We start from the raw sequence: 21224 nt of genomic DNA, 5'->3' as shown, positions 1-21224 counted from the left end.
TAAATGTTATTAACGATTTTATTATTAATTATCATTGGCGGATTGTCAGCGATTATAGGTTCAATAGTAGGTATTGGTGGAGGTATCATTATTGTACCTACATTAGTTTATCTCGGAGTGGATCATAGTATTTTACATGGTATTACTACTCAAATCGCAATAGGAACATCTTCTGTCATTCTTATTGTGACTGGATTGTCATCCTCATTAGGCTATTTAAAAACGAAACAAGTTGATATTAAAAATGGCTCTATTTTCTTATTTGGATTATTACCTGGATCATTAATTGGATCTTTTTTAAGTCAGTATTTAACATTAAAGTCATTTAATCTCTATTTTGGAATATTTATGATATTTGTAGCTATTTTGTTAATGATAAGACATAAAATTAAACCAGTTAAAATATTTAATAAGACTAAATATGAGAAAACATATATTGATGCAGAAGGGAAAACATATCATTATAGCGTGCCACCATTAGTTGCTTTTGTTGCTACATTATTAATTGGTATTCTTACAGGACTGTTTGGTATTGGTGGGGGTGCATTAATGACCCCGTTAATGTTAATTGTTTTTAGATTTCCACCTCATGTGGCAGTTGGAACAAGTATGATGATGATTTTCTTTTCAAGTGTTATGAGTTCGATTGGACATATCATACAAGGTCACGTAGCTTGGGATTATTCAATTGTACTTATCATTTCTAGTTATATAGGTGCTAAAATTGGTGTTAAAGTCAATCATTCTATTAAGTCTGATACAGTTGTAATGTTGCTACGTACTGTAATGTTGCTAATAGGTGCATATTTAATTATTAAATCTATTATTTAAAACGTTAAAAGTACATATAACCTATTCATTTTTACGATACATGTTACATTATATAATGACCTAATAAAACAACTCTAAAAGGGGGAATCATTTTGAAGTTAACAATTTATCATACTAATGATATTCATAGTCATTTAAATGAATATGCACGTATTCAATCATATATGACAGAACATCGCTCTAAACTTCAACATCCCTCACTATATTTAGATATAGGTGATCATGTTGATTTATCAGCACCGATTACGCAAGCAACCCTAGGAAAGAAAAATATAGAATTATTAAATGAAGCTAAATGCGATATTGCAACAATAGGTAATAACGAAGGTATGACAATTTCACATGATGCGTTACAAAATTTATATGCTAATGCGCAATTTGAAGTGATTTGTGCCAACGTATTTGATGAAGAGGGCCGTCTGCCTAACCACATAGCATCATCATATATAAAAGAAATAGATGGTGTTCGTATATTATTTGTAGCGGCAACAGCACCATTTACACCATTTTATAGAGCTTTGGATTGGGTTGTTACAGATCCACTCGAGTCCATCAAAGACGAAATTAAAGCTAACGATGGACAATATGATGTATTAATTGTAATGAGTCATGTAGGTGTGTTCTTTGATGAAAAATTATGTCAAGAAATTCCGGAAATTGATTTAATTCTTGGTAGTCATACACATCATCATTTTGATCACGGTCAAATGAATAATGGTGTATTAATGGCAGCAGCTGGGAAATATGGATACTATTTGGGAGAAGTGAACTTAACAATTGAAGATAATAAGGTCACTAGCAAGACTGCCTGCTTACATCCATTAGAAACCTTACCAGAAGTTCAAACCAACTTTGATGAGGAAGGAAAAGCGATGATGAGCACGCCAGTTGTGAATCATCCACTTAAATTGGATAATAAAACAGATGTGATCACAAAAACGTCGTATTTATTAGCAGAAAGTGTCTATGAATTTACAAACGCAGATTGTACAATTATAAATGCAGGTTTAATTGTAAAAGGCATTGAAGCGGAGGAAATCACGGAATTCGATATTCATCGCATGTTACCTCATCCCATCAATGTTGTAAGAGTAAAATTGACTGGCGAAGAACTTAAAAAAGTTATTGTTAAAAGTCAAAAGCAAGAATATATGCACGAGCATGCACAAGGTCTTGGATTCCGAGGAGACATTTTTGGTGGATATATTTTATATCGATTAGGCTTTATAGAATCAGAAGGACGTTATTTTATTGATGGAAAAGAAATACAAAATGATGAATATTATATTTTAGGAACAGTCGATATGTATACATTTGGTAGATATTTCCCATCGTTAAAAGGACTTCCAACAGAATATATCATGCCCGAATTTTTACGAGATATATTTAAACAAAAGTTACTGGAATTTTAAAATAACAATAGATTAGATTTTAATTTATGGTTAATTTCGTTATAATAGCATAGAGAGAGAATAAACAGGAGGGTATGCGTTGTTATGGCTACAAAAAATGAGGAAATACTACGAAAACCAGATTGGTTGAAAATAAAGCTGAACACGAACGAAAACTATACTGGCCTTAAGAAAATGATGCGTGAAAAGAATTTACACACTGTTTGCGAAGAAGCAAAGTGTCCAAATATACATGAGTGTTGGGGAGAAAGACGTACTGCTACATTTATGATTTTAGGAGCTGTATGTACACGTGCTTGTCGTTTCTGTGCGGTTAAAACTGGTTTACCTAATGAATTAGACTTAAATGAACCAGAACGTGTTGCAGAATCAGTAGAATTAATGAACTTAAAACATGTTGTTATTACTGCAGTAGCGCGTGATGATTTACGTGATGCGGGTTCAAATGTTTATGCTGAAACAGTAAGAAAAGTTAGAGCAAGAAACCCATTCACTACAATTGAGATTTTACCTTCAGACATGGGTGGTGACTACGACGCATTAGAAACTTTAATGGCTTCTAAACCAGATATCTTAAATCACAATATCGAAACAGTTCGTCGTTTGACACCTAGAGTTCGTGCTCGTGCAACATATGATCGTACATTAGAATTCTTACGTCGTTCTAAAGAATTACAACCAGATATTCCTACAAAATCAAGTTTAATGGTTGGCTTAGGGGAAACAATGGAAGAAATTTATGAAACAATGGATGATTTACGTGCCAATGATGTAGATATCTTAACTATAGGCCAATATTTACAACCTTCACGTAAACATTTAAAAGTTGAAAAATATTATACACCATTAGAATTTGGTAAAATGAGAAAAGTTGCTATGGAAAAAGGATTCAAACATTGTCAAGCGGGACCATTAGTACGTAGTTCTTATCATGCAGACGAACAAGTTAATGAAGCTGCAAAAGAAAGACAACGACAAGGTGAAGAACAATTAAATAGCTAATCATAGTAATGACATTCATTAAAATAAGTTGAATGTTTTGATAGAACCACTTTTTTATGAGAATAAATGAGTGGTTCTTGGTTTTAACTATCTATGACGTGCATGAAAGTGAGTAAAATTGAATATTATGGGACAAAATTGTTAAAATAAGGACATAATCATTCGAAAAGTGGATTAGGTGAAAAAATGATAAAAGTAGAACAACAATATTTTGAATTAATAGAAGATTATAGAGCGTGTTTCGATGAAGAAATATTTGCTAACAGATATTCAGATATATTAGATAAGTATGATTATGTCGTAGGAGACTTTGGATACGATCAATTACGTTTAAAAGGTTTCTATAAAGATACAAATAAAAAAGCTGAAATCAGTAAACGCTTCTCAAGTATTCAAGACTACTTATTGGAATATTGTAATTTTGGGTGTCCTTATTTTGTAGTTAAACATTTATCTAATAACGAAGTAAAACAACAAATAGATGATCCAACAATTATAGATCAAGAAGACAAATTACATGATGTCAAAATACAACCTACAATTCAGGATACTGAAAAATAATGATATAACGTTAATTAATTTAATGATCTCCCTCTACATATTCTAACGTAAACAGAGGGAGATTTACTTTATTTTTATTGAATAACTTCATTAAGATATTCTATGATTTCATCGCCTTCTTCAGATGATACGCCAAGAATATGAGCGATATAACCTTCTTCTTCAATATCATCTGAACCTATGATACCAAATTTATTAGTCTGCATATTTAAGACAAGTGTTTTTCCATAATGACGATCTGTTTGTACTAACATCAAATCATATCGACTATGTTCTCCAACAAAGCCCACAAATTGAACTTGGCTTTGTTCATCATCATCATATAAATACATATCAATCATTTTTAAGACCCCTTTAATACGAAATTTACTAAAGTCAGTATAACGACAAATGAAGTGTACTGCAAAGTTGTGATATGATTAATATAATAAGAGGTGACTAAGGAATGTATTTTGTAGACAAAGATAAACTTTCAGAAAAACTAAATTACTTACAACAATTAACGAATGATTATGAAACAAATAAAACGAATCAATACGCCTTTGAAAGAATTGCACAGATGTTAATCGAATCTTCAGTCGATATTGGTAATATGATTATTGATGGATTTATTTTAAGAGATCCAGGTAATTATAAAGATGTCATTGATATTTTAGAATTAGAGAACGTCATTTCAAAAGAGACACAAGAGCATATTAATCAAACTGTTGATGTTAGAAAGCAATTTGCACACAACTACATTCAACTAGATACTCAGGAAATTGAACCATTATTTGACCATGCATTACCATTTTATAAACAATTTATTGATGAGGTCGTGCAATTTTTAAATAATGAAAATGTTCCAATTACTGCATTTGGTAAAGGAGAGAATTAAGCGTGAAGCATTACAAGGCATATTTAATTGATTTAGATGGAACAATGTATAAAGGTACTGATGAAATTGATGGTGCAAGTCAATTTATTGATTATTTAAATCAACATCAAATTCCTCATTTATATGTAACAAATAACTCAACAAAAACACCTGAACAGGTCGCAGCAAAATTACATGAAATGAACATTGATGCAACTGCTAATGAGGTGGTTACGTCTGCATTAGCAACTGCAGATTATATCTCAGAAAAATCACCAGGTGCTTCTGTGTACATGTTAGGTGGAGAAGGTTTACATACTGCGCTTACTGATGCTGGGCTTGTAGTTAAAGAAGATGAAAATGTAGATTATGTTGTCATTGGTTTAGATGAAAATGTAACGTATGAAAAACTTGCGATTGCAACGCTAGCAGTAAGAAAAGGTGCAACATTTATTTCAACCAATCCAGATGTTTCAATACCAAAAGAACGAGGCTTTTTACCTGGTAATGGTGCGATCACAAGTGTTGTAACAGTTTCTACTGGTGTTCAACCACAATTCATCGGTAAACCGGAAACAATCATCATGGAAAAATCATTAGATATATTACAACTTGATAAACAAGATGTAGCCATGGTTGGTGATTTATATGACACTGATATTATGTCAGGTATCAATGTTGGTATTGATACGATACATGTACAAACAGGTGTAACAACATTAGATGAAATTCAAACAAAAGATGTGCCACCAACATATTCATTTAAAGATTTAAATGAAACTATTAGCGCATTAGAAGAATAAATTTATAAAGAGGAGATTTTATATTGAATAAAATTGTCGTATCTCGTCAAATTCCTCAAAAATTCATAACACAATTAGAAGACATTGCAGAGGTAGTCGTCTGGAATGAGTCATTAATACCTATGCCGAGAGATCAATTTTTAGCAGAATTACAAGATGCTGTAGCATGTTTTATAACATTAAGTGAAACAATAGACGAAACGTGTCTAGCGAATGCGCCACATTTAAAAATAATTGCAAATATGGCGGCAGGATATGATAATATTGACGTTAATTTAGCAAATCAAAAAGGTATCACAGTGACTAATACGCCGGAAGTACTTACTGAGACAACTGCAGAACTAGGTTTCACATTAATGTTGGCAACTGCACGTCGTATTGTTGAAGCTGAGAAATATGTTCAAGAAGGTCAATGGAAAAGTTGGGGACCATATTTATTATCAGGTAAAGATGTATATGGTTCAACAGTTGGTATATTTGGCATGGGAGATATTGGAAAAGCATTTGTCAAACGTTTAAAAGGATTCGATACAAACGTCCTTTATCATAATCGTACGAGACATGAAGATGCAGAGCGTGATTATAATGCTACATTTGTATCCTTTGAAGAACTATTAGAGAAAAGTGATTTTGTTGTTTGTACTGCGCCATTGACGGACGAAACTAAATATAAATTCAATGCCGAAGCTTTTGCAAAAATGAAAACTGATGCCATTTTTATCAATATCGGTAGAGGTGCAATTGTGAATGAAAAGGATTTAATACATGCATTGAATACTGGACAAATCTTGGCATGTGGGCTAGATGTGTTGGAACAAGAACCAATTGAAGTACAACACCCACTACTTAAAATGCCTAATGTAGTGATTGTTCCTCATATAGGAAGCGCCTCAGAATATACGCGTGATCGTATGGTGCAATTATGTGTTGATAATATTAAAGCCGTTCTTAATAACGAAGCAGCCATTACACCTGTTTCAAGTTAATAACATAGAACCAAGCTTGTTTACTAATTATGAATAGTAAATAAGCTTTTTTGATTGAATTTTTGTTAATCTAACAATTTTGTTATATGGTCTGTAATTGTTTAATTCACACTTAAGATTTAGAATAATGATATTCACTAAATAAATACTCATATATAAGACAGTAATCAAGACATTGTATTAAACTAATCAAGATTTTTAAAGTTTAAAAATTGTTTTGAAATTCTCTCGAAGTATGAGTATAATGAATTATAAAAATAAAATATAAATCACTAATTATATATCGTAATTTTTAAAAGTTGTTATAGATGATTAATAGCTTTGAAAAAAGATATGTAAGCTTTAGGAGAGGTGCCAAATGAAATCCAAAGGTAAGGAACCTACGAATAAGTATTACCTAGCAATGAAGCCGTACCTTTTAACATTGTTATATTTAGCAATATTTATCGCACTATATTTAATTTATGGAAGCGGAGATACACATAATAACTTCATTTATAATGAATTTTAATGAGGGAGAAAACTATGACAGATATTATTAATATTCTCAGTCAATTGAGTAAACAACAACCAGAAGCAATTGCAGTAAGACATACGACTGATGAAATCACTTATAAACAACTAGATGAATTTTCTAGTAAACTTGCACATCAACTACAAGACAGTCGACAACCTATGATTTTATTTGGACATATGTCACCATTTATGATTGTAGGTATGATTGGAGCAATTAAAGCAGGTTGTGGATATGTACCTATTGATACATCAGTGCCAGAAGAACGTGTGAAGATGATTATCGATAAAGTACAACCTGAATATATCTTTAATACAACTGATTACACATTAGATCAACAAAACGCTCAAGTTATCACAGTTGAAAATGTTGAGAATTCACAAGATCCTGTAATTTTTGATAGCCAAATGAAGGCGAATGACGTTGTATATACAATCTTTACATCAGGTTCTACAGGCGAACCTAAAGGTGTACAAATTGAATATGCAAGTTTAGTTGAATTTGCAGAATGGATGGATTCATTGAATCAATCTGGGAATGGCCAGGAGTGGTTAAACCAAGCACCATTTTCATTTGATTTATCAGTAATGGCTATTTATCCATGTTTAGTTTCAGGTGGTACATTAAACCTAGTTGATAAAGATATGATTAATAAACCTAAATTATTAAATGATATGTTACAAGCGACACCGATTAACATTTGGGTTTCTACACCATCATTTATTGAAATGTGTTTATTATTACCGACTTTAAATGAGGAACAATATGGTAGTTTGAATCATTTCTTCTTCTGTGGAGAAATTTTAGGACATAGAACTGCTAAAGCATTAGTAGACCGTTTCCCTAATGGATCGATTTATAATACGTATGGGCCTACAGAAGCCACAGTTGCAGTGACTAGTATTCAAATTACACCAGAGGTTCTAGAACAATATAATCCACTTCCAGTAGGTGTGGCTAGACCGGGTACTAAATTGACGACAACTGAAGATGGCGAATTAGTCATTCAAGGTCAAAGCGTCAGTGTTGGTTATTTAAAAAACGAAGAAAAAACAGCGGCTGTGTTTAATTTTGAGGACAGAGTAAGAACTTACCATACAGGTGATAAAGCGAAAGAAGAAAATGGTTTATGGTTCATACAAGGTCGTATTGACTTCCAAATCAAATTAAACGGTTATCGCATGGAATTAGAAGAAATAGAGTCACAATTACGTGATTCTGACTTAATCCGCGAAGCGATTGTGGTACCAGTTTATAAAAATGATAAAGTTATTCATTTAATTGGTGCTGTCGTATCAACAGAAGAAGTTGAAGATGATAGACAAATGACTAAAGCTATTAAAGACGAATTGAAATCGCGCTTACCAGAGTATATGATTCCGAGAAAGTTTGTTTGGATGGAGCAGTTGCCACTGACATCTAATGGTAAACTTGATCGTAAGAAGATTGCCGAGGTAGTTAACGGATGATACCTTATGGCACATTTACATTCTTCTTAATATCATTTATCGTACTTATTCCTGTTATTATTCTTGGCTTTTTAGGTAAGCGAAGCTATATATATAACGGTATTAGTACAGCAATTATGATTGTACTTATCTTTTCTTCAGATAAGCATAATTTGTTTGGACAAAAGTACCTAAGCGTACAGTTAATAAGTTTTATCATATATATTATTTGGCAAGTTGGCCTAATCATGTTTTATTATAAATCTAGACAGAAAAATAACACATTTGCAAAATTTGTAACTATCATGATTCTGTCTATATTACCTTTAGCATTAGTTAAAGTATTACAAAGCACATGGCTAGGTGGTCACCAAATTCATTTTCATGAAAGTAAATTAATTGAGTTTGTAGGATTCCTTGGGATATCGTATGTTACATTCAAGAGTGTTCAATTAATTATGGAAATTCGTGATGGGTCTATTAAAGAGATTAAAGTGGGGAAATTAATTCAATTTATTTCATTCTTCCCAACTATTTCTTCTGGACCAATTGACAGATATAAACGATTTGTAAAAGATGATAAAAAGGTTCCAACTGGTGGAGAATATAGAGAATTAGTGTTAAAAGCGATTCACATGATTATGATAGGCTTTTTATATAAATATATTATTGCCTATTTCATTCAAGTATATGCAATTAATCCATTACAAATGAACTTACATGGATTTACACATATGTGGTTATATATGTATGCATATAGCTTTTATCTATTCTTTGACTTTGCAGGTTATAGTTTATTTGCTATAGCGCTTAGTTATTTATATGGAATTAAAACACCGCCTAACTTTAATAAACCATTCCAATCCAAAAATATTAAAGACTTCTGGAATAGATGGCACATGACATTATCATTCTGGTTTAGAGACTGTATTTATATGAGATCTTTATTTTATATGTCTCGTAAAAAGATGTTTAAGAGTCAATTAGCAATGTCAAACATTGCCTTCTTCCTTAATTTCTTTATTATGGGGGTTTGGCACGGTTTAGAAGTTTATTATATTATTTATGGTTTATACCATGCAGCATTATTTATAGGCTATGGTTATTATGAAAAATGGAGAAAACAACGTCCTCCACGTTGGCAAAATAAATGGACTACAGCATTAAGTGTTGTGATTACTTTCCATTTTGTTGCGTTTGGCTTTTTAATTTTCTCAGGTAAATTTATTTAATAAAGGAGTAATTAATTATGGAATTTAGAGATCAAGTATTAGATTTATTAGCAGAGGTTGCAGAAAACGATATCGTAAAAGAGAATCCTGATGTAGAAATTTTTGAAGAAGGTATTATTGATTCTTTCCAAACTGTAGGATTATTATTAGAAATTCAAAATAAATTAGATATTGAAGTATCAATTATGGACTTTGACCGTGATGAGTGGGCTACACCAAATAAAATTGTGGAAGCATTAGAAGAACTACGATGAAATTAAAACCTTTTTTACCAATTCTAATTAGTGGCGTTATTTTTATCATATTCGTCCTGTTACCAGCACAGTTGTTTACAGGATTGATATCTGATAAAACGCTTGCTAATAATAGAATTTCATTAACAGATCAAGTATTAAAAGGCACGCTCATTCAAAATCAACTTTATAAATCAGATAAATACTATCCAATTTATGGTTCTAGTGAATTAGGTAAAGATGATCCATTCAATCCAGCAATCGCATTGAATAAACATAATTCTGACAAAAATGTATTTCTTTTAGGTACTGGTGGATCAACAGATTTGATTAATGCAGTGGAACTTGCGTCTCAATATGATAATTTAAAAGGTAAAAAGTTAACTTTTATTATCTCACCACAATGGTTTACTAATCATGGATTAACAAATCAAAACTTTGATGCACGTATGTCACAAACACAAATTAACCAAATGTTTAATCAAAAGGATATGCCGGAAGATTTGAAACAACGTTTTGCTAAACGTTTGCTACAATTCCCACATGTTCATAATAAAGATTATCTAAAACAAGTTGCGAAAGATCCGAATCATGTATCTGGGAATTACATCTCAGCATTTAAAGAGAATCAATTAATTAAGATTGAAGCGATTAAATCATTATTCTCTTTCACTAAACCACCATTGTCTCATGTTGATCCTGCAACAGATGAAAAAGCGTCATGGAGTCAAATGAGAAATAAAGCAGAGGAAATCGGTAAAGATAACACGAAATCTAATCAATATCATATTAGAGATCCTTATTGGAAATTAATCAAAGAAAATAAACGTAAAATCAAACGTGATTATGAATTTAACGTTAACTCTCCTGAGTTCCAAGACTTAAAATTACTCGTTCAAACAATGAATAAAGCTGGCGCAGATGTGCAGTATGTAAGCATTCCTTCGAATGGTAAATGGTATGATCATATTGGTATTGATAGTGATAGACGTCAAGCAGTCTATAAAAAAATACATTCTACTGTCGTTGATAATGGCGGTAAAATATATGATATGACAGATAAAGATTACGAAAAATATGTTATTAGCGATGCCGTTCATATCGGATGGAAAGGTTGGGTCTATGTTGACAAACAAATTGCCAAACACATGAACGATGACAAACAACCCAAAGTAGATCACAAAGATAAACATAAGCATCAAGAAGATAACAAATAATAAAAAACGCCTTTCAAGTAGCAATGATGATAAATATCATCATCAAAATCTTGAAAGGTGTTTTTTTAGAATAAGTTTTGAGTGACAAAGTAACTTATGATTGATAAGCAAATAGATACGATAATAATAATGAGTAAGGGCTTTAATGCTCTAGATTTTAAGTCTTTAAAGGAAACATTTAATCCAAGTGCTACCATAGCCATTAGTAAGAAGATATTGGTTATGATTTCTAATACTTTTAATAAAAGTGGTGGAAGTGGAATATATGTATTAATTAATGCCATTACTATAAAACCAATTAAAAAATAAGGAAAATCTATACGATGTGATTGTTCGCTATCTTTGTTTTTATATTTAACGCACAGTATAAAAATGATAATCACAGGTATTAATAGAAATACACGTCCTAATTTAGCTAATAGAGCAATTTTTAATGAATCAATACCAGCATAATTACCAGCTAAAACAACTTGAGCAATTTCATGTAAACTTGTTCCAGACCAAATACCAAAATGGATAGGTGACATATGAACAATTGAATAGATTAAAGTATAGCATAAGGAAAAGACAGTGCCGACTAATGCGATAATCCCAACACTGATGGCAATATCTTTATCCTTAGACTTTATTACAGGTGCAATAGCCGCAATAGCTGCTGCTCCACAAATACCAGTACCGACACCTAATAGAGTTGTAATCGATCTATCAGTTTTAAACAAACGACTTAAGATATATGTCATAACAATGCTAAAGATGATTATTCCAACATCCATTATTAACAGTGGACCACTACGTCCTAAAATCTCATCGATATTTAACTTGAGCCCGTAAAAGACGATAGCAATTTTCAATAGGCGCTTAGATGAAAATGTTATACCAACTTTGTATTGATCTGGATAACCTTTAAAGTGACGATATAATATTGCAATAAGTATCGCAATAGATAATCCACCTACATTTGTAAGTATAGGTAATTTTGATAAAGCAAGACTTAGCAACGCAATACCCAATGTAAATATCATACCTATGATAAAATTTTTATGCTTCAGTTGTATCATATAACGTTCCTCCTATATGAGAAAGTTTAGCATCGCAGTGTTATAACGTTAAATAAATATTTGATATAGTATATATAACGAAAATGATATAATGAACATGAAATTTTAAAGGGGAATATCTATGGATCCATATAAAGTATTAATAGAAGTTGTAAAGACTTCGAATTTTACAAAAGCAGCCGAGCGTCTGTACACCTCACAGCCATCTATTAGCCGTGACATTAAACGACTTGAAACTATGTATAATGTTAAGATTTTTGAATTTACTAGACCATCTATTCGCTTAACTTCAGATGGAGAGAAGATTTTAAAATATGCACTGCAACGTGAAAATATAGAGCAGGAACTTTGGCAAAATCTAAAGAATGAAAGAAAAGAAGTATCGGGTGTACTATCTATAGGTAGTAGTTATACATATGGTGAGCAATATTTATCACAAAAATTAATAGAAATAGCTAACCAATATCCAAAATTACATGTAAATGCTTATTTAACTAATTCAGATACAGTATTAAATAATGTTAAACACAACGTTGTAGACATTGGAATTGTAGAAAGAGAAATTCAAGACAATACCATTGATTTAGCATGTATTTCGCAAGATGAAATGGTCTTAATTTATAATCAAAAAGTAGGCTTTGATGAGAAGCAGATTTGCTTTGTTCGAGAACAAGGATCAGGTACAAGAATTTACCAAGAAATTGGGTTAACTAACTTATCGTTACATCCTTATTTAGTGGAAATTAATAGTAATCAAGTAATCGTTGATATGGTGAAAGCTGGAAAAGGATTTACAGTGATTTCTAAATCCGTATTAGACGAAGAACATAATAATGTTTTAGGTGCTATTAAGTTAGACGTCTTTCGACATTTTTACCTCATAAAGCATAAAGATAAATATCAAGATGATAATTTAAATGCTTTGATTGAATTATTTCAATGTCGATATGAAGAATAAACGATGCAAACTAATACAAAAATACCCATCAATGGATTAATCATCCAGAGATGGGCTAAAAAGAAATCAATCATTTTATATTATATCTTTATATTTCACTAACGAAAAACATTAGAATACTTGTTCAACTTCGATAACGCCAGGTACTTCTTCGTGTAATGCACGTTCAATACCAGCTTTTAATGTTATTGTTGAGCTCGGGCAAGTACCACAAGCACCATGTAATTGTAATTTAACGATGCCGTCTTCAACATCAACTAACGTACAGTCGCCACCATCACGTAATAAAAATGGACGTAAACGTTCTATTACTTCAGCTACTTGATCAAACATTGTCGCATTCTCAGTAGGCATGAGATATGTCTCCTTTCAAGTAAATTATTTCATTATCATTATTAGTACATTATAATAGATTAAGAAAGAAAAATCTATAAATCAAAACGAGGGATTTCAATGACTAAAGTAAGTGTTGTTGTTTATGGGGCAGATGTGGTATGTGCGAGTTGTGTGAATGCACCGACATCAAAAGATACATTTGAATGGATACAACCATTATTAAAAAGAAAATTTCAACAACATCATTTTGAATTTACTTATATTGATATTGAAAAGGATACCGAAAATTTAACAGATCACGATCAACAATTTATTGAACGTATTCAAGAAGATGAATTATTTTATCCTTTGATCACAATGAACGATGAATATGTAGCAGATGGTTATATTCAAACGAAGAAAATTACTCAATTTGTAGATCAACATTTTTAAATATGGAAAGATATCATAGGATATTAAAAATAGGGACAGTGAAACCAATTGAAATGATTTCACTGTCCCTTGTGTTTATTTTAGCCATTATGATATTTATATAACCACAGGACACCTGATTTTAAGATAGAAGCGAGACGTCCCGTAACAGTTCTATCCATAATATATGCAAATCCTTGTTTATCACCTAGAGAGCCTAAGAAACCTTGTACTTTAAGTTCTGGCATTTTGTCAGGTAATGGTTCATTATTCCATTGCTTTTTCATAACGTCAGCGATTTGTTCACCTTGTAATTCTGCTAATTGAGCACTAGGCGCATGTGGTAAATCTGCACAGTCTCCAACAACATAAACATTTGGATAAGTAGGAATTTGGTGATACTGATTTAAAATGACACGTCCGTTATTGTTGATATCTATAGGTAAGTTTCTTACTACTTCAACTGGTTGAATACCAGCAATCCAAACGACTAAATCGACATTTTCAGGAACACCATTATTAAAGATTTGTCCAGGTTCAACTTTATCAATGACTGAGTTTGGTACTACAGTAACATCGTGTTTAGAGAACCATTTTGAAATATAATTACTAAGTTTTTCTGGGAAATTTCGTAAAATTCGTGGGCCACGATCATATAGTAATATTTCTAAATCTGCACGACTTTCACGTAATTCACTAGCTAATTCAATGCCACTCAACCCAGCACCAACAATAGCAACTTTAGCACCCTTAGGTAATTCACTAATACTATGAAAAGTATCGCGTGCCTTAGAAAGTGTTTGAATACTGTGTGTATGTGTATCTGCACCTGGAACGTTATGATATTTGTCTTCACAACCTAAGCCGATAACTAACTCGTCATAATCCACTTTTGAGTTGCCAACAGAGATGATTTGTTCATCTAAATTAATATCATTAATTTCCCCATAAACTGTATTGATATTAGCATCATTTGGAAATGACATACGTACATCTTTATCTGATTTTGTACCAGCAGCTAGTGCATAAAATTCTGGTTTTAAACCATGGAATGGCATACGGTCAATAAGCGTTAACCTGTAACCTTCTGGTAATGCATTAGGCAATATACGAGACATAATACGCATATTACCGTAACCCCCGCCTAATAAAACAATGTTTTTCATTTTAGTATACCCCTTTATCCTAAAAAATCATGTTATAAATAAGAGCATCAATATCAATATTGCCCTTCAGACTAATGTCATATTAAGCATTTTTGCCCAAAAAAATGATGGAAATGAACAAAACTTTAACCATCTTATCTTATATGACTATGTATTTATATGATTATTATATCGGTTTTTCAAATTGACTACAAATATATATCGAATTAAATTGAATATATTGTTTTATTAGCAAACTTTTCCATTTTTAACATTTTAAGCTCAATGATAGTCATATTAACTTGTTGTTTGTTATAATATTATAACTATTGTAATAGAGAGGGTGTCGTATGTTTCCGTTAGTTGAATTCTGCATTTCCAATATGGCTAAAGGTGGAGATGTGGTTTATGAAAAGTTAGAAAATGATCCCGATATAGATGTATTAGAATATGGATGCTTACAAAATTGTGGTATATGCTCCGACGGCTTGTATGCACTGGTCGATGGTGATATTGTTGAAGGAGATACACCGGACGATTTGTTAAATAATATATATAAACATATAGAAGAAAATGATTTTACGAATTTATTATAGGAGGTTATGGCAATGCAAACAGTTATTTTAACTGAAGCGGCAGCTTATGAAGTGAAAGACATGTTAGAAAGTAATGATATGCCTGATGGTTATCTTAAAATCAAAGTCAATGGTGGTGGATGTACAGGATTGACTTATGGTATGTCGGCAGAAGCTGAACCAGGTGAAAACGATGAAGTATTAGAATTCTTTGGATTGAAAGTATTAGTAGACAAACATGATGCCCCAGTCTTAAACGGCACTACTATTGATTTCAAACAATCACTAATGGGTGGCGGTTTCCAAATTGATAATCCAAATGCCATTGCTTCATGTGGTTGCGGTAGTTCATTTAGAACTGCTAAAGTTGCAGGTAACCCAGAAGATTGCTAGGCGATATGACGGTTTTAATCCAATAAATTAAATTTTTCACAAAGTAGACTATTGTCGCTTGAAAATATTGTGTAAAAGCTATAGAATTAAACTTGGATTAAATATTGTCTTTTCTGTGAACTTCACGAGATATAGCTTAAAGAAAAAAGACGTAATAATTACTGTGTTGACGTGGTTAAAAAGCAAGACTTTAATTAAAGTTTATGTATTTTTAATTATGTTACACTGGAGTTAAAATATTATGAAAGCTTAGGTGAAAACAATGGCTCAAGAACGTAAAAAAGTATTAGTTTTAGGTGCGGGTTATGCAGGTTTACAAACTGTTACTAAATTACAAAAAGAACTTTCTGCAGAAGAAGCGGAAATCACTCTAATTAACAAAAATGATTATCATTACGAAGCAACTTGGTTACATGAAGCTTCAGCAGGTACAATTAATTATGAAGATTTATTATACCCAGTTGAAAGTGTATTGAAAAAAGACAAAGTGAACTTCGTAACTGCAGAAGTTACTAAAATCGACCGTAATGCTAAAAAAGTAGAAACTGACAAAGGCATCTATGATTTCGATATCTTAGTTGTAGCATTAGGATTTGTTAGTGAAACATTTGGTATTGACGGAATGAAAGATCACGCTTTCCAAATTGAAAATGTTTTAACTACGCGTCAATTATCTCGTCATATCGAAGATAAATTCGCTAATTATGCAGCTTCTAAAGAGAAAGACGACAAAGATTTATCAATCTTAGTTGGTGGTGCTGGATTTACTGGTATCGAATTCCTAGGTGAATTAACTGATAGAATTCCTGAATTATGTAGCAAATATGGTATTGACCAAAACAAAGTGAAAATCACTTGTGTTGAAGCAGCACCTAAAATGTTACCAATGTTCTCAGATGACTTAGTTAACCATGCTGTAAACTACTTAGAAAACCGTGGCGTAGAATTTAAAATTGCTACACCAATCGTTGCTTGTAACGAAAAAGGTTTCGTAGTAGAAGTAAATGGTGAAAAACAACAATTAGAAGCAGGTACATCAGTATGGACTGCAGGTGTACGCGGTAGCCACTTAATGGAAGAATCATTTGAAGGCGTTAAACGTGGCCGTATTGTAACTAATCAAGATCTAACTATTGCAGGTCATGATGATATCTTTGTAATCGGTGATGTTTCTGCATTTATCCCAGCTGGTGAAGAACGTCCATTACCAACAACAGCTCAAATCGCAATGCAACAAGGTGAACATGTTGCTAAAAACATTAAACATATCTTAAATGGCGAAGCTAAAGAAGAATTTGAATATGTTGATCGTGGTACAGTATGTTCATTAGGTTCTCATGATGGTGTAGGTATTGTTTACGGTAAAGATATTACTGGTAAAAAAGCTGCTTTCATGAAGAAAGTTATCGACACTCGTGCCGTATTCAAAATCGGTGGCGTAGGTCTTGCATTCAAAAAAGGTAAATTCTAACTTTTTATGATAAATGAAGCCTCCTTACTTAAAAGTTTGGAGGCTTTTTTGTATGCTTAAATATAAATAATAGTTTATACAATTGTATAAAGAGTGGCGTAACAATAATCAATGATAAAGATAGTTGATTTTGAATTAAAATCATCAAAAAGGAGACCGTATTATGAATATTCATATTAATTCTACTAACCAAGATGATATACATACATTAATTATTGGTGTACCTGAACATATTAATCAATTAGAGGATATTGTGTATCATGAACAAGCATTAATGGATGACTTAAATCTATTAAAGAAAAATCATATTATACAGGGGGCAACTGGAAAAATATCGACGTCAATAATCTATATTCAACAACAACCTAAGCGTCTTGTTACTGTTGGCTTAGGTAATATTAAAGAATTAACTTATGCTGATTATTTAAAAGTTTGGGGAAATGTATTTCAGTTTTTAAAACAAGAACATATTATAGAAGCAGAAATGTTATTAACCTCATTTTTAAGTCAATATATGGAAGACGATGTAGTGGCTAAAACGTTAGGTTTACAAAGTGAACAAGCCATTTATCAGTTTGATAATTATAAATCTGATAAACGTGCACCTTATCAGCCAGATTTATACGTTAATGTTGATCATGACCTTGAGACGATTGAAACTAAAATACAAGAAGGTAGATCGATAGGGGGAGCAATTAATTTAGCACGTGAATTTAGTCAGATTCCTCCTAATCTATTGACACCTCAATATTTTGCTGAGCTTGTCGTACAACGTTTTAAAGACTCATCTGTGAAAGTAGATATTAAAGATGGTCAGTCAATACAATCAGAAGGATTTGGATTGATACATGCAGTAGGAAAAGGATCAATTCATGAACCTAGAGTTATTACAATGCGATATGAAGGTGGTCGAACTACTGAGAAACCGATTGTTTTAGTAGGAAAAGGTATTACCTATGATTCAGGTGGCTACAGTATTAAAAGTAAAACAGGAATGCAAACGATGAAATTTGATATGTGTGGTGCCGCTAATGTTGTTGCCATGATTGATGTTGCACGTCAATTAGCTTTACCAATTAATATTGTAGGTATCATAGCTTCTGCAGAAAATATGATTAATGACAAGGCAATGAAGCCAGATGACGTTTATACCGCATTAAGTGGTGAAACAGTTGAAGTGCTCAATACAGATGCTGAAGGTCGTTTAGTATTAGGTGATGCTGTTGCATATGCAACACAATTTCAGCCTCAAGTTATTTTAGATTTTGCCACATTAACAGGTGCGGCAATTGTAGCTCTGGGCGAAGATAAGGCTGCAGCGTTCGAATCGAATGCCAAAGAGCAATTAAATACAATTTTAAATATTTCTAAAACTGTTGATGAACAAGTGTTTGAATTACCTATTACAAATACAGAAAGACAGTTAATTAAAAATAGTGATGTTGCAGACCTAGTCAATCACACAAATGGACAAGGTAAAGCCTTATTTGCCGCTTCATTTATTAGTCATTTTAGTGGTTCAGTGCCTCATTTGCACTTTGACATTGCAGGTCCAGCAACGACAAATAAAATGTCATATAAAGGTCCGAAAGGCCCAACTGGCTATATGATTCCAACGATTGTTGAATGGTTAAAAACCCTATAATAATTATATTAACAGGCTAGGACATAAATATATAGTTCAAGTTACATTCCTTTCTAGTCAACCTTGGCGGGGGGACGGGCCCCAAACATAGAGAATTTCGAAATGAAAATCTACAGACAATGTAAGTTGGGGATGGACAACGATAAAGAAATACTTTTTCTTTAGAAATTAGTATTTCTTATGCATGAGTTTCACTCATGTATTCCTATTTTAAAGTACCCATTAGCTGTGGCTAATGGGTAAGAACCACTACATCATAAATGATTAGTGGTTCTTTATTATTTCTGTCCCACTCCTTTTTTATTTGTGAAATGGTTATTTAAACCAGATTTCAATTTCGTATTGACTTTATAATATTGAGTTGCTATGATATTATGCATAAATACTTTAGTTCGATAGAGTAGTAAAGGATGGTTTTGCGTATGATTAATGCAGTAGTGATTGCTGTTATTTTAATGATTATTTTATGTTTATGTAGGTTGAACGTAGTAATTAGTTTATTTATCAGTGCGTTAGTTGGTGGTATGCTATCAGGCATGAGCCTTGAAAAGGTCATTAATATATTTGGTAAAAATATTGTTGATGGTGCTGAAGTCGCACTGAGTTATGCATTATTAGGTGGATTTGCCGCTTTAATTTCCTATAGTGGTATTACCGATTATTTAGTTGGTAAAATAATTAAAGCCATTCACTCTGAAAATAGTCGACTTTCAAGAGTTAAGGTGAAAGTGATTATTATCGTTGCACTTTTAGCAATGAGTATTATGAGCCAGAACTTGATACCTGTACATATTGCATTTATTCCAATTGTAATACCACCATTATTAAGTCTATTTAATGATTTAAATATGGATAGACGTTTAATCGGTTTGGTTATTGGATTTGGTTTATGTTGGCCATATGTGTTACTACCATATGGATTTGGTCAAATATTCCACCAAATTATTCAAAGCGGGTTCCAAAAGGCGCACCATCCTATCGAATTTAATATGATTTGGAAAGCAATGCTGATTCCTTCAATGGGCTATATTGTAGGTCTAATCCTAGGGCTAATATACTATCGTAAGCCTAGAAAATATGAAGAAAGAAATATTAATGATAGAGCAACTGTTACTGAACTAAAACCATATATATTAGTCGTAACTGTCATTGCCATTTTAGCGACATTTATTGTACAAACATTAACAGATTCAATGATTTTCGGTGCCTTAGCCGGTGTACTTGTATTCTTCGTATCACGTGCATATAGTTGGTATGAATTAGACGAGCAATTTGTAGATGGTATTAAAATCATGGCCTATATTGGTGTGGTTATTTTAACAGCCAATGGTTTTGCTGGTGTTATGAATGCTACTGGAGATATTGATAGTTTAGTTAAAAGTTTAACTAGCATCACTGGAGACCACAAGTTAATTAGTATTGTAGTGATGTATATTATCGGATTGATTGTGACGTTAGGTATAGGTTCTTCATTTGCCACAATACCTATTATCGCCTCATTGTTTATTCCATTCGGTGCTTCTATTGGATTAGATACAATGGCATTAATAGCGTTAATTGGTACTGCAAGTGCGTTAGGTGATTCTGGCTCACCTGCAAGTGATTCTACATTAGGACCTACAGCAGGATTAAATATGGATGGTCAACACGATCATATTAGAGATACTTGTATTCCAAACTTTTTATTCTATAATATCCCATTAATTATTTTTGGTACGATTGCAGCCATGGTATTATAGTATAAAAAGAGGGGTGTTAGATTGACCAATTTATTAGAAACATTTGAAATGAATGTTGAAATTGAAGAAGAAGGTAAAGTTGTCATTTCAATGCCTGTAACAGATAAAGTGAAACAACCATTTGGTTATCTACATGGCGGCGCAAGTTTAGCTTTAGGTGAAACTGCATGCTCGCTAGGTGCAGCAAACTTAATTGATACTTCTAAATATATTCCATTAGGTTTAGAGATGAATGCCAATCATATTCATTCAGTTAAAGAAGGTAAAGTCATTGCAATTGCTACCATTATTCATCAAGGCAAATCAACACAAGTATGGAATATTGAAATTAAAAATGACAATAATCAGTTAATCAGTATAATGCGAGGGACAATGGCGATTAAAGCCTTGAAATAAAT

At 32.2% G+C, this 21224-nt stretch carries 24 protein-coding genes; 20 read left to right on the top strand and 4 right to left on the bottom strand.

Going from position 1 to position 21224, the window contains the following annotated elements; translation table 11 throughout:
* Positions 1–3: 3 nt before the first annotated feature.
* From LPC11_RS09500 to LPC11_RS09485, 4 genes are all read left to right on the top strand, one after another.
* Positions 4–831 (top strand): sulfite exporter TauE/SafE family protein, encoded by an 828-nt coding sequence (locus LPC11_RS09500; RefSeq protein ID WP_023374961.1) that lies wholly within the window; start codon positions 4–6, stop codon positions 829–831.
* Positions 832–923: 92 nt separating this feature from the next.
* Positions 924–2243: a bifunctional metallophosphatase/5'-nucleotidase gene (locus tag LPC11_RS09495; RefSeq protein ID WP_107566392.1), complete on the top strand. Its 1320-nt coding sequence runs from the start codon at positions 924–926 to the stop codon at positions 2241–2243.
* An 84-nt stretch (positions 2244–2327) separates the two neighbouring features.
* Positions 2328–3245 carry a lipoyl synthase gene (lipA, locus tag LPC11_RS09490; protein ID WP_002450838.1) on the top strand — a complete coding sequence of 306 codons (918 nt, stop codon included), beginning with the start codon at positions 2328–2330 and terminating at the stop codon, positions 3243–3245.
* Between the two features lie 186 nt (positions 3246–3431).
* Positions 3432–3806 (top strand): YutD family protein, encoded by a 375-nt coding sequence (locus LPC11_RS09485; RefSeq protein ID WP_023374963.1) that lies wholly within the window; start codon positions 3432–3434, stop codon positions 3804–3806.
* A gap of 74 nt (positions 3807–3880) precedes the next feature.
* On the opposite strand, the gene LPC11_RS09480 is transcribed toward LPC11_RS09485, so the two are convergent.
* A complete protein-coding gene (locus tag LPC11_RS09480) occupies positions 3881–4147 on the bottom strand; it encodes a DUF3055 domain-containing protein (RefSeq protein ID WP_023374964.1) in 267 nt (88 codons plus the stop codon).
* A 104-nt stretch (positions 4148–4251) separates the two neighbouring features.
* Between LPC11_RS09480 and LPC11_RS09475 the strand changes: the two genes are divergently transcribed.
* The 8 genes from LPC11_RS09475 to dltD all read left to right on the top strand — a co-directional run bounded on the left by LPC11_RS09475 (position 4252) and on the right by dltD (position 11095).
* Positions 4252–4683: a DUF86 domain-containing protein gene (locus LPC11_RS09475; protein ID WP_107566391.1), complete on the top strand. Its 432-nt coding sequence runs from the start codon at positions 4252–4254 to the stop codon at positions 4681–4683.
* A 2-nt stretch (positions 4684–4685) separates the two neighbouring features.
* On the top strand, positions 4686–5465 hold the full coding sequence (locus LPC11_RS09470; RefSeq protein ID WP_041613903.1) for a TIGR01457 family HAD-type hydrolase: 780 nt from the start codon (positions 4686–4688) through the stop codon (positions 5463–5465).
* Positions 5466–5488: 23 nt separating this feature from the next.
* Positions 5489–6451 (top strand): 2-hydroxyacid dehydrogenase, encoded by a 963-nt coding sequence (locus LPC11_RS09465; RefSeq protein ID WP_231307231.1) that lies wholly within the window; start codon positions 5489–5491, stop codon positions 6449–6451.
* 358 nt (positions 6452–6809) lie between these two features.
* The gene (locus LPC11_RS09460) at positions 6810–6962 is read left to right on the top strand and encodes a teichoic acid D-Ala incorporation-associated protein DltX (RefSeq protein WP_023374968.1); all 153 of its coding nucleotides are present in this window, start codon (positions 6810–6812) and stop codon (positions 6960–6962) included.
* 14 nt (positions 6963–6976) lie between these two features.
* Complete coding sequence (gene dltA / locus LPC11_RS09455; protein WP_023374969.1) at positions 6977–8434, top strand: D-alanine--poly(phosphoribitol) ligase subunit DltA; 1458 nt, start codon at positions 6977–6979, stop codon at positions 8432–8434.
* Positions 8431–9645: a D-alanyl-lipoteichoic acid biosynthesis protein DltB gene (gene dltB / locus LPC11_RS09450; RefSeq protein ID WP_023374970.1), complete on the top strand. Its 1215-nt coding sequence runs from the start codon at positions 8431–8433 to the stop codon at positions 9643–9645. The genes dltA and dltB overlap by 4 nt, the downstream gene beginning before the upstream one ends.
* Positions 9646–9662: 17 nt before the next feature.
* Positions 9663–9899 carry a D-alanine--poly(phosphoribitol) ligase subunit 2 gene (gene dltC, locus LPC11_RS09445; RefSeq protein ID WP_002433359.1) on the top strand — a complete coding sequence of 79 codons (237 nt, stop codon included), beginning with the start codon at positions 9663–9665 and terminating at the stop codon, positions 9897–9899.
* On the top strand, positions 9896–11095 hold the full coding sequence (gene dltD / locus LPC11_RS09440) for a D-alanyl-lipoteichoic acid biosynthesis protein DltD (RefSeq protein WP_023374971.1): 1200 nt from the start codon (positions 9896–9898) through the stop codon (positions 11093–11095). The genes dltC and dltD overlap by 4 nt, the downstream gene beginning before the upstream one ends.
* 65 nt (positions 11096–11160) lie before the next feature.
* Here dltD and LPC11_RS09435 read toward each other — a convergent pair whose 3' ends face one another.
* Positions 11161–12153: a YeiH family protein gene (locus LPC11_RS09435; protein ID WP_023374972.1), complete on the bottom strand. Its 993-nt coding sequence runs from the start codon at positions 12151–12153 to the stop codon at positions 11161–11163.
* Between the two features lie 121 nt (positions 12154–12274).
* Here LPC11_RS09435 and LPC11_RS09430 point away from each other — a divergent pair, with 121 nt between their 5' ends.
* Positions 12275–13111 carry a LysR family transcriptional regulator gene (locus tag LPC11_RS09430; protein ID WP_023374973.1) on the top strand — a complete coding sequence of 279 codons (837 nt, stop codon included), beginning with the start codon at positions 12275–12277 and terminating at the stop codon, positions 13109–13111.
* A gap of 111 nt (positions 13112–13222) precedes the next feature.
* Here LPC11_RS09430 and LPC11_RS09425 read toward each other — a convergent pair whose 3' ends face one another.
* Positions 13223–13465, bottom strand: a complete 243-nt coding sequence (locus LPC11_RS09425) for a NifU family protein (protein WP_002433501.1) — start codon at positions 13463–13465, stop codon at positions 13223–13225.
* Positions 13466–13564: 99 nt separating this feature from the next.
* On the opposite strand from LPC11_RS09425, the gene LPC11_RS09420 reads away from it, so the two are divergent.
* Positions 13565–13879, top strand: a complete 315-nt coding sequence (locus LPC11_RS09420; RefSeq protein ID WP_231307230.1) for a YuzD family protein — start codon at positions 13565–13567, stop codon at positions 13877–13879.
* Between the two features lie 80 nt (positions 13880–13959).
* Here LPC11_RS09420 and LPC11_RS09415 read toward each other — a convergent pair whose 3' ends face one another.
* Positions 13960–15024, bottom strand: a complete 1065-nt coding sequence (locus LPC11_RS09415) for an NAD(P)/FAD-dependent oxidoreductase (RefSeq protein WP_231307229.1) — start codon at positions 15022–15024, stop codon at positions 13960–13962.
* Between the two features lie 329 nt (positions 15025–15353).
* On the opposite strand from LPC11_RS09415, the gene LPC11_RS09410 reads away from it, so the two are divergent.
* The 6 genes from LPC11_RS09410 to LPC11_RS09385 all read left to right on the top strand — a co-directional run bounded on the left by LPC11_RS09410 (position 15354) and on the right by LPC11_RS09385 (position 21222).
* Positions 15354–15599 (top strand): YuzB family protein, encoded by a 246-nt coding sequence (locus LPC11_RS09410; RefSeq protein ID WP_017637446.1) that lies wholly within the window; start codon positions 15354–15356, stop codon positions 15597–15599.
* Between the two features lie 12 nt (positions 15600–15611).
* Positions 15612–15971, top strand: coding sequence for a HesB/IscA family protein (locus LPC11_RS09405; RefSeq protein WP_002466675.1), 360 nt, complete (start codon positions 15612–15614; stop codon positions 15969–15971).
* 262 nt (positions 15972–16233) lie between these two features.
* A complete protein-coding gene (locus LPC11_RS09400; protein ID WP_002450823.1) occupies positions 16234–17442 on the top strand; it encodes an NAD(P)/FAD-dependent oxidoreductase in 1209 nt (402 codons plus the stop codon).
* Between the two features lie 163 nt (positions 17443–17605).
* Positions 17606–19087: a leucyl aminopeptidase family protein gene (locus tag LPC11_RS09395; RefSeq protein ID WP_023374975.1), complete on the top strand. Its 1482-nt coding sequence runs from the start codon at positions 17606–17608 to the stop codon at positions 19085–19087.
* A gap of 422 nt (positions 19088–19509) precedes the next feature.
* On the top strand, positions 19510–20826 hold the full coding sequence (locus LPC11_RS09390) for a Na+/H+ antiporter family protein (protein ID WP_023374976.1): 1317 nt from the start codon (positions 19510–19512) through the stop codon (positions 20824–20826).
* Between the two features lie 21 nt (positions 20827–20847).
* Positions 20848–21222 (top strand): PaaI family thioesterase, encoded by a 375-nt coding sequence (locus LPC11_RS09385; RefSeq protein WP_041613909.1) that lies wholly within the window; start codon positions 20848–20850, stop codon positions 21220–21222.
* Positions 21223–21224: the final 2 nt, after the last annotated feature.

It is taken from the genome of Staphylococcus sp. HL28 (assembly GCF_021117155.1).
Lineage (GTDB): Bacteria > Bacillota > Bacilli > Staphylococcales > Staphylococcaceae > Staphylococcus > Staphylococcus warneri.
The sequence above is the reverse complement of the archived record's forward strand: the minus strand, read 5'-3'. Positions and strand labels throughout refer to the sequence as shown.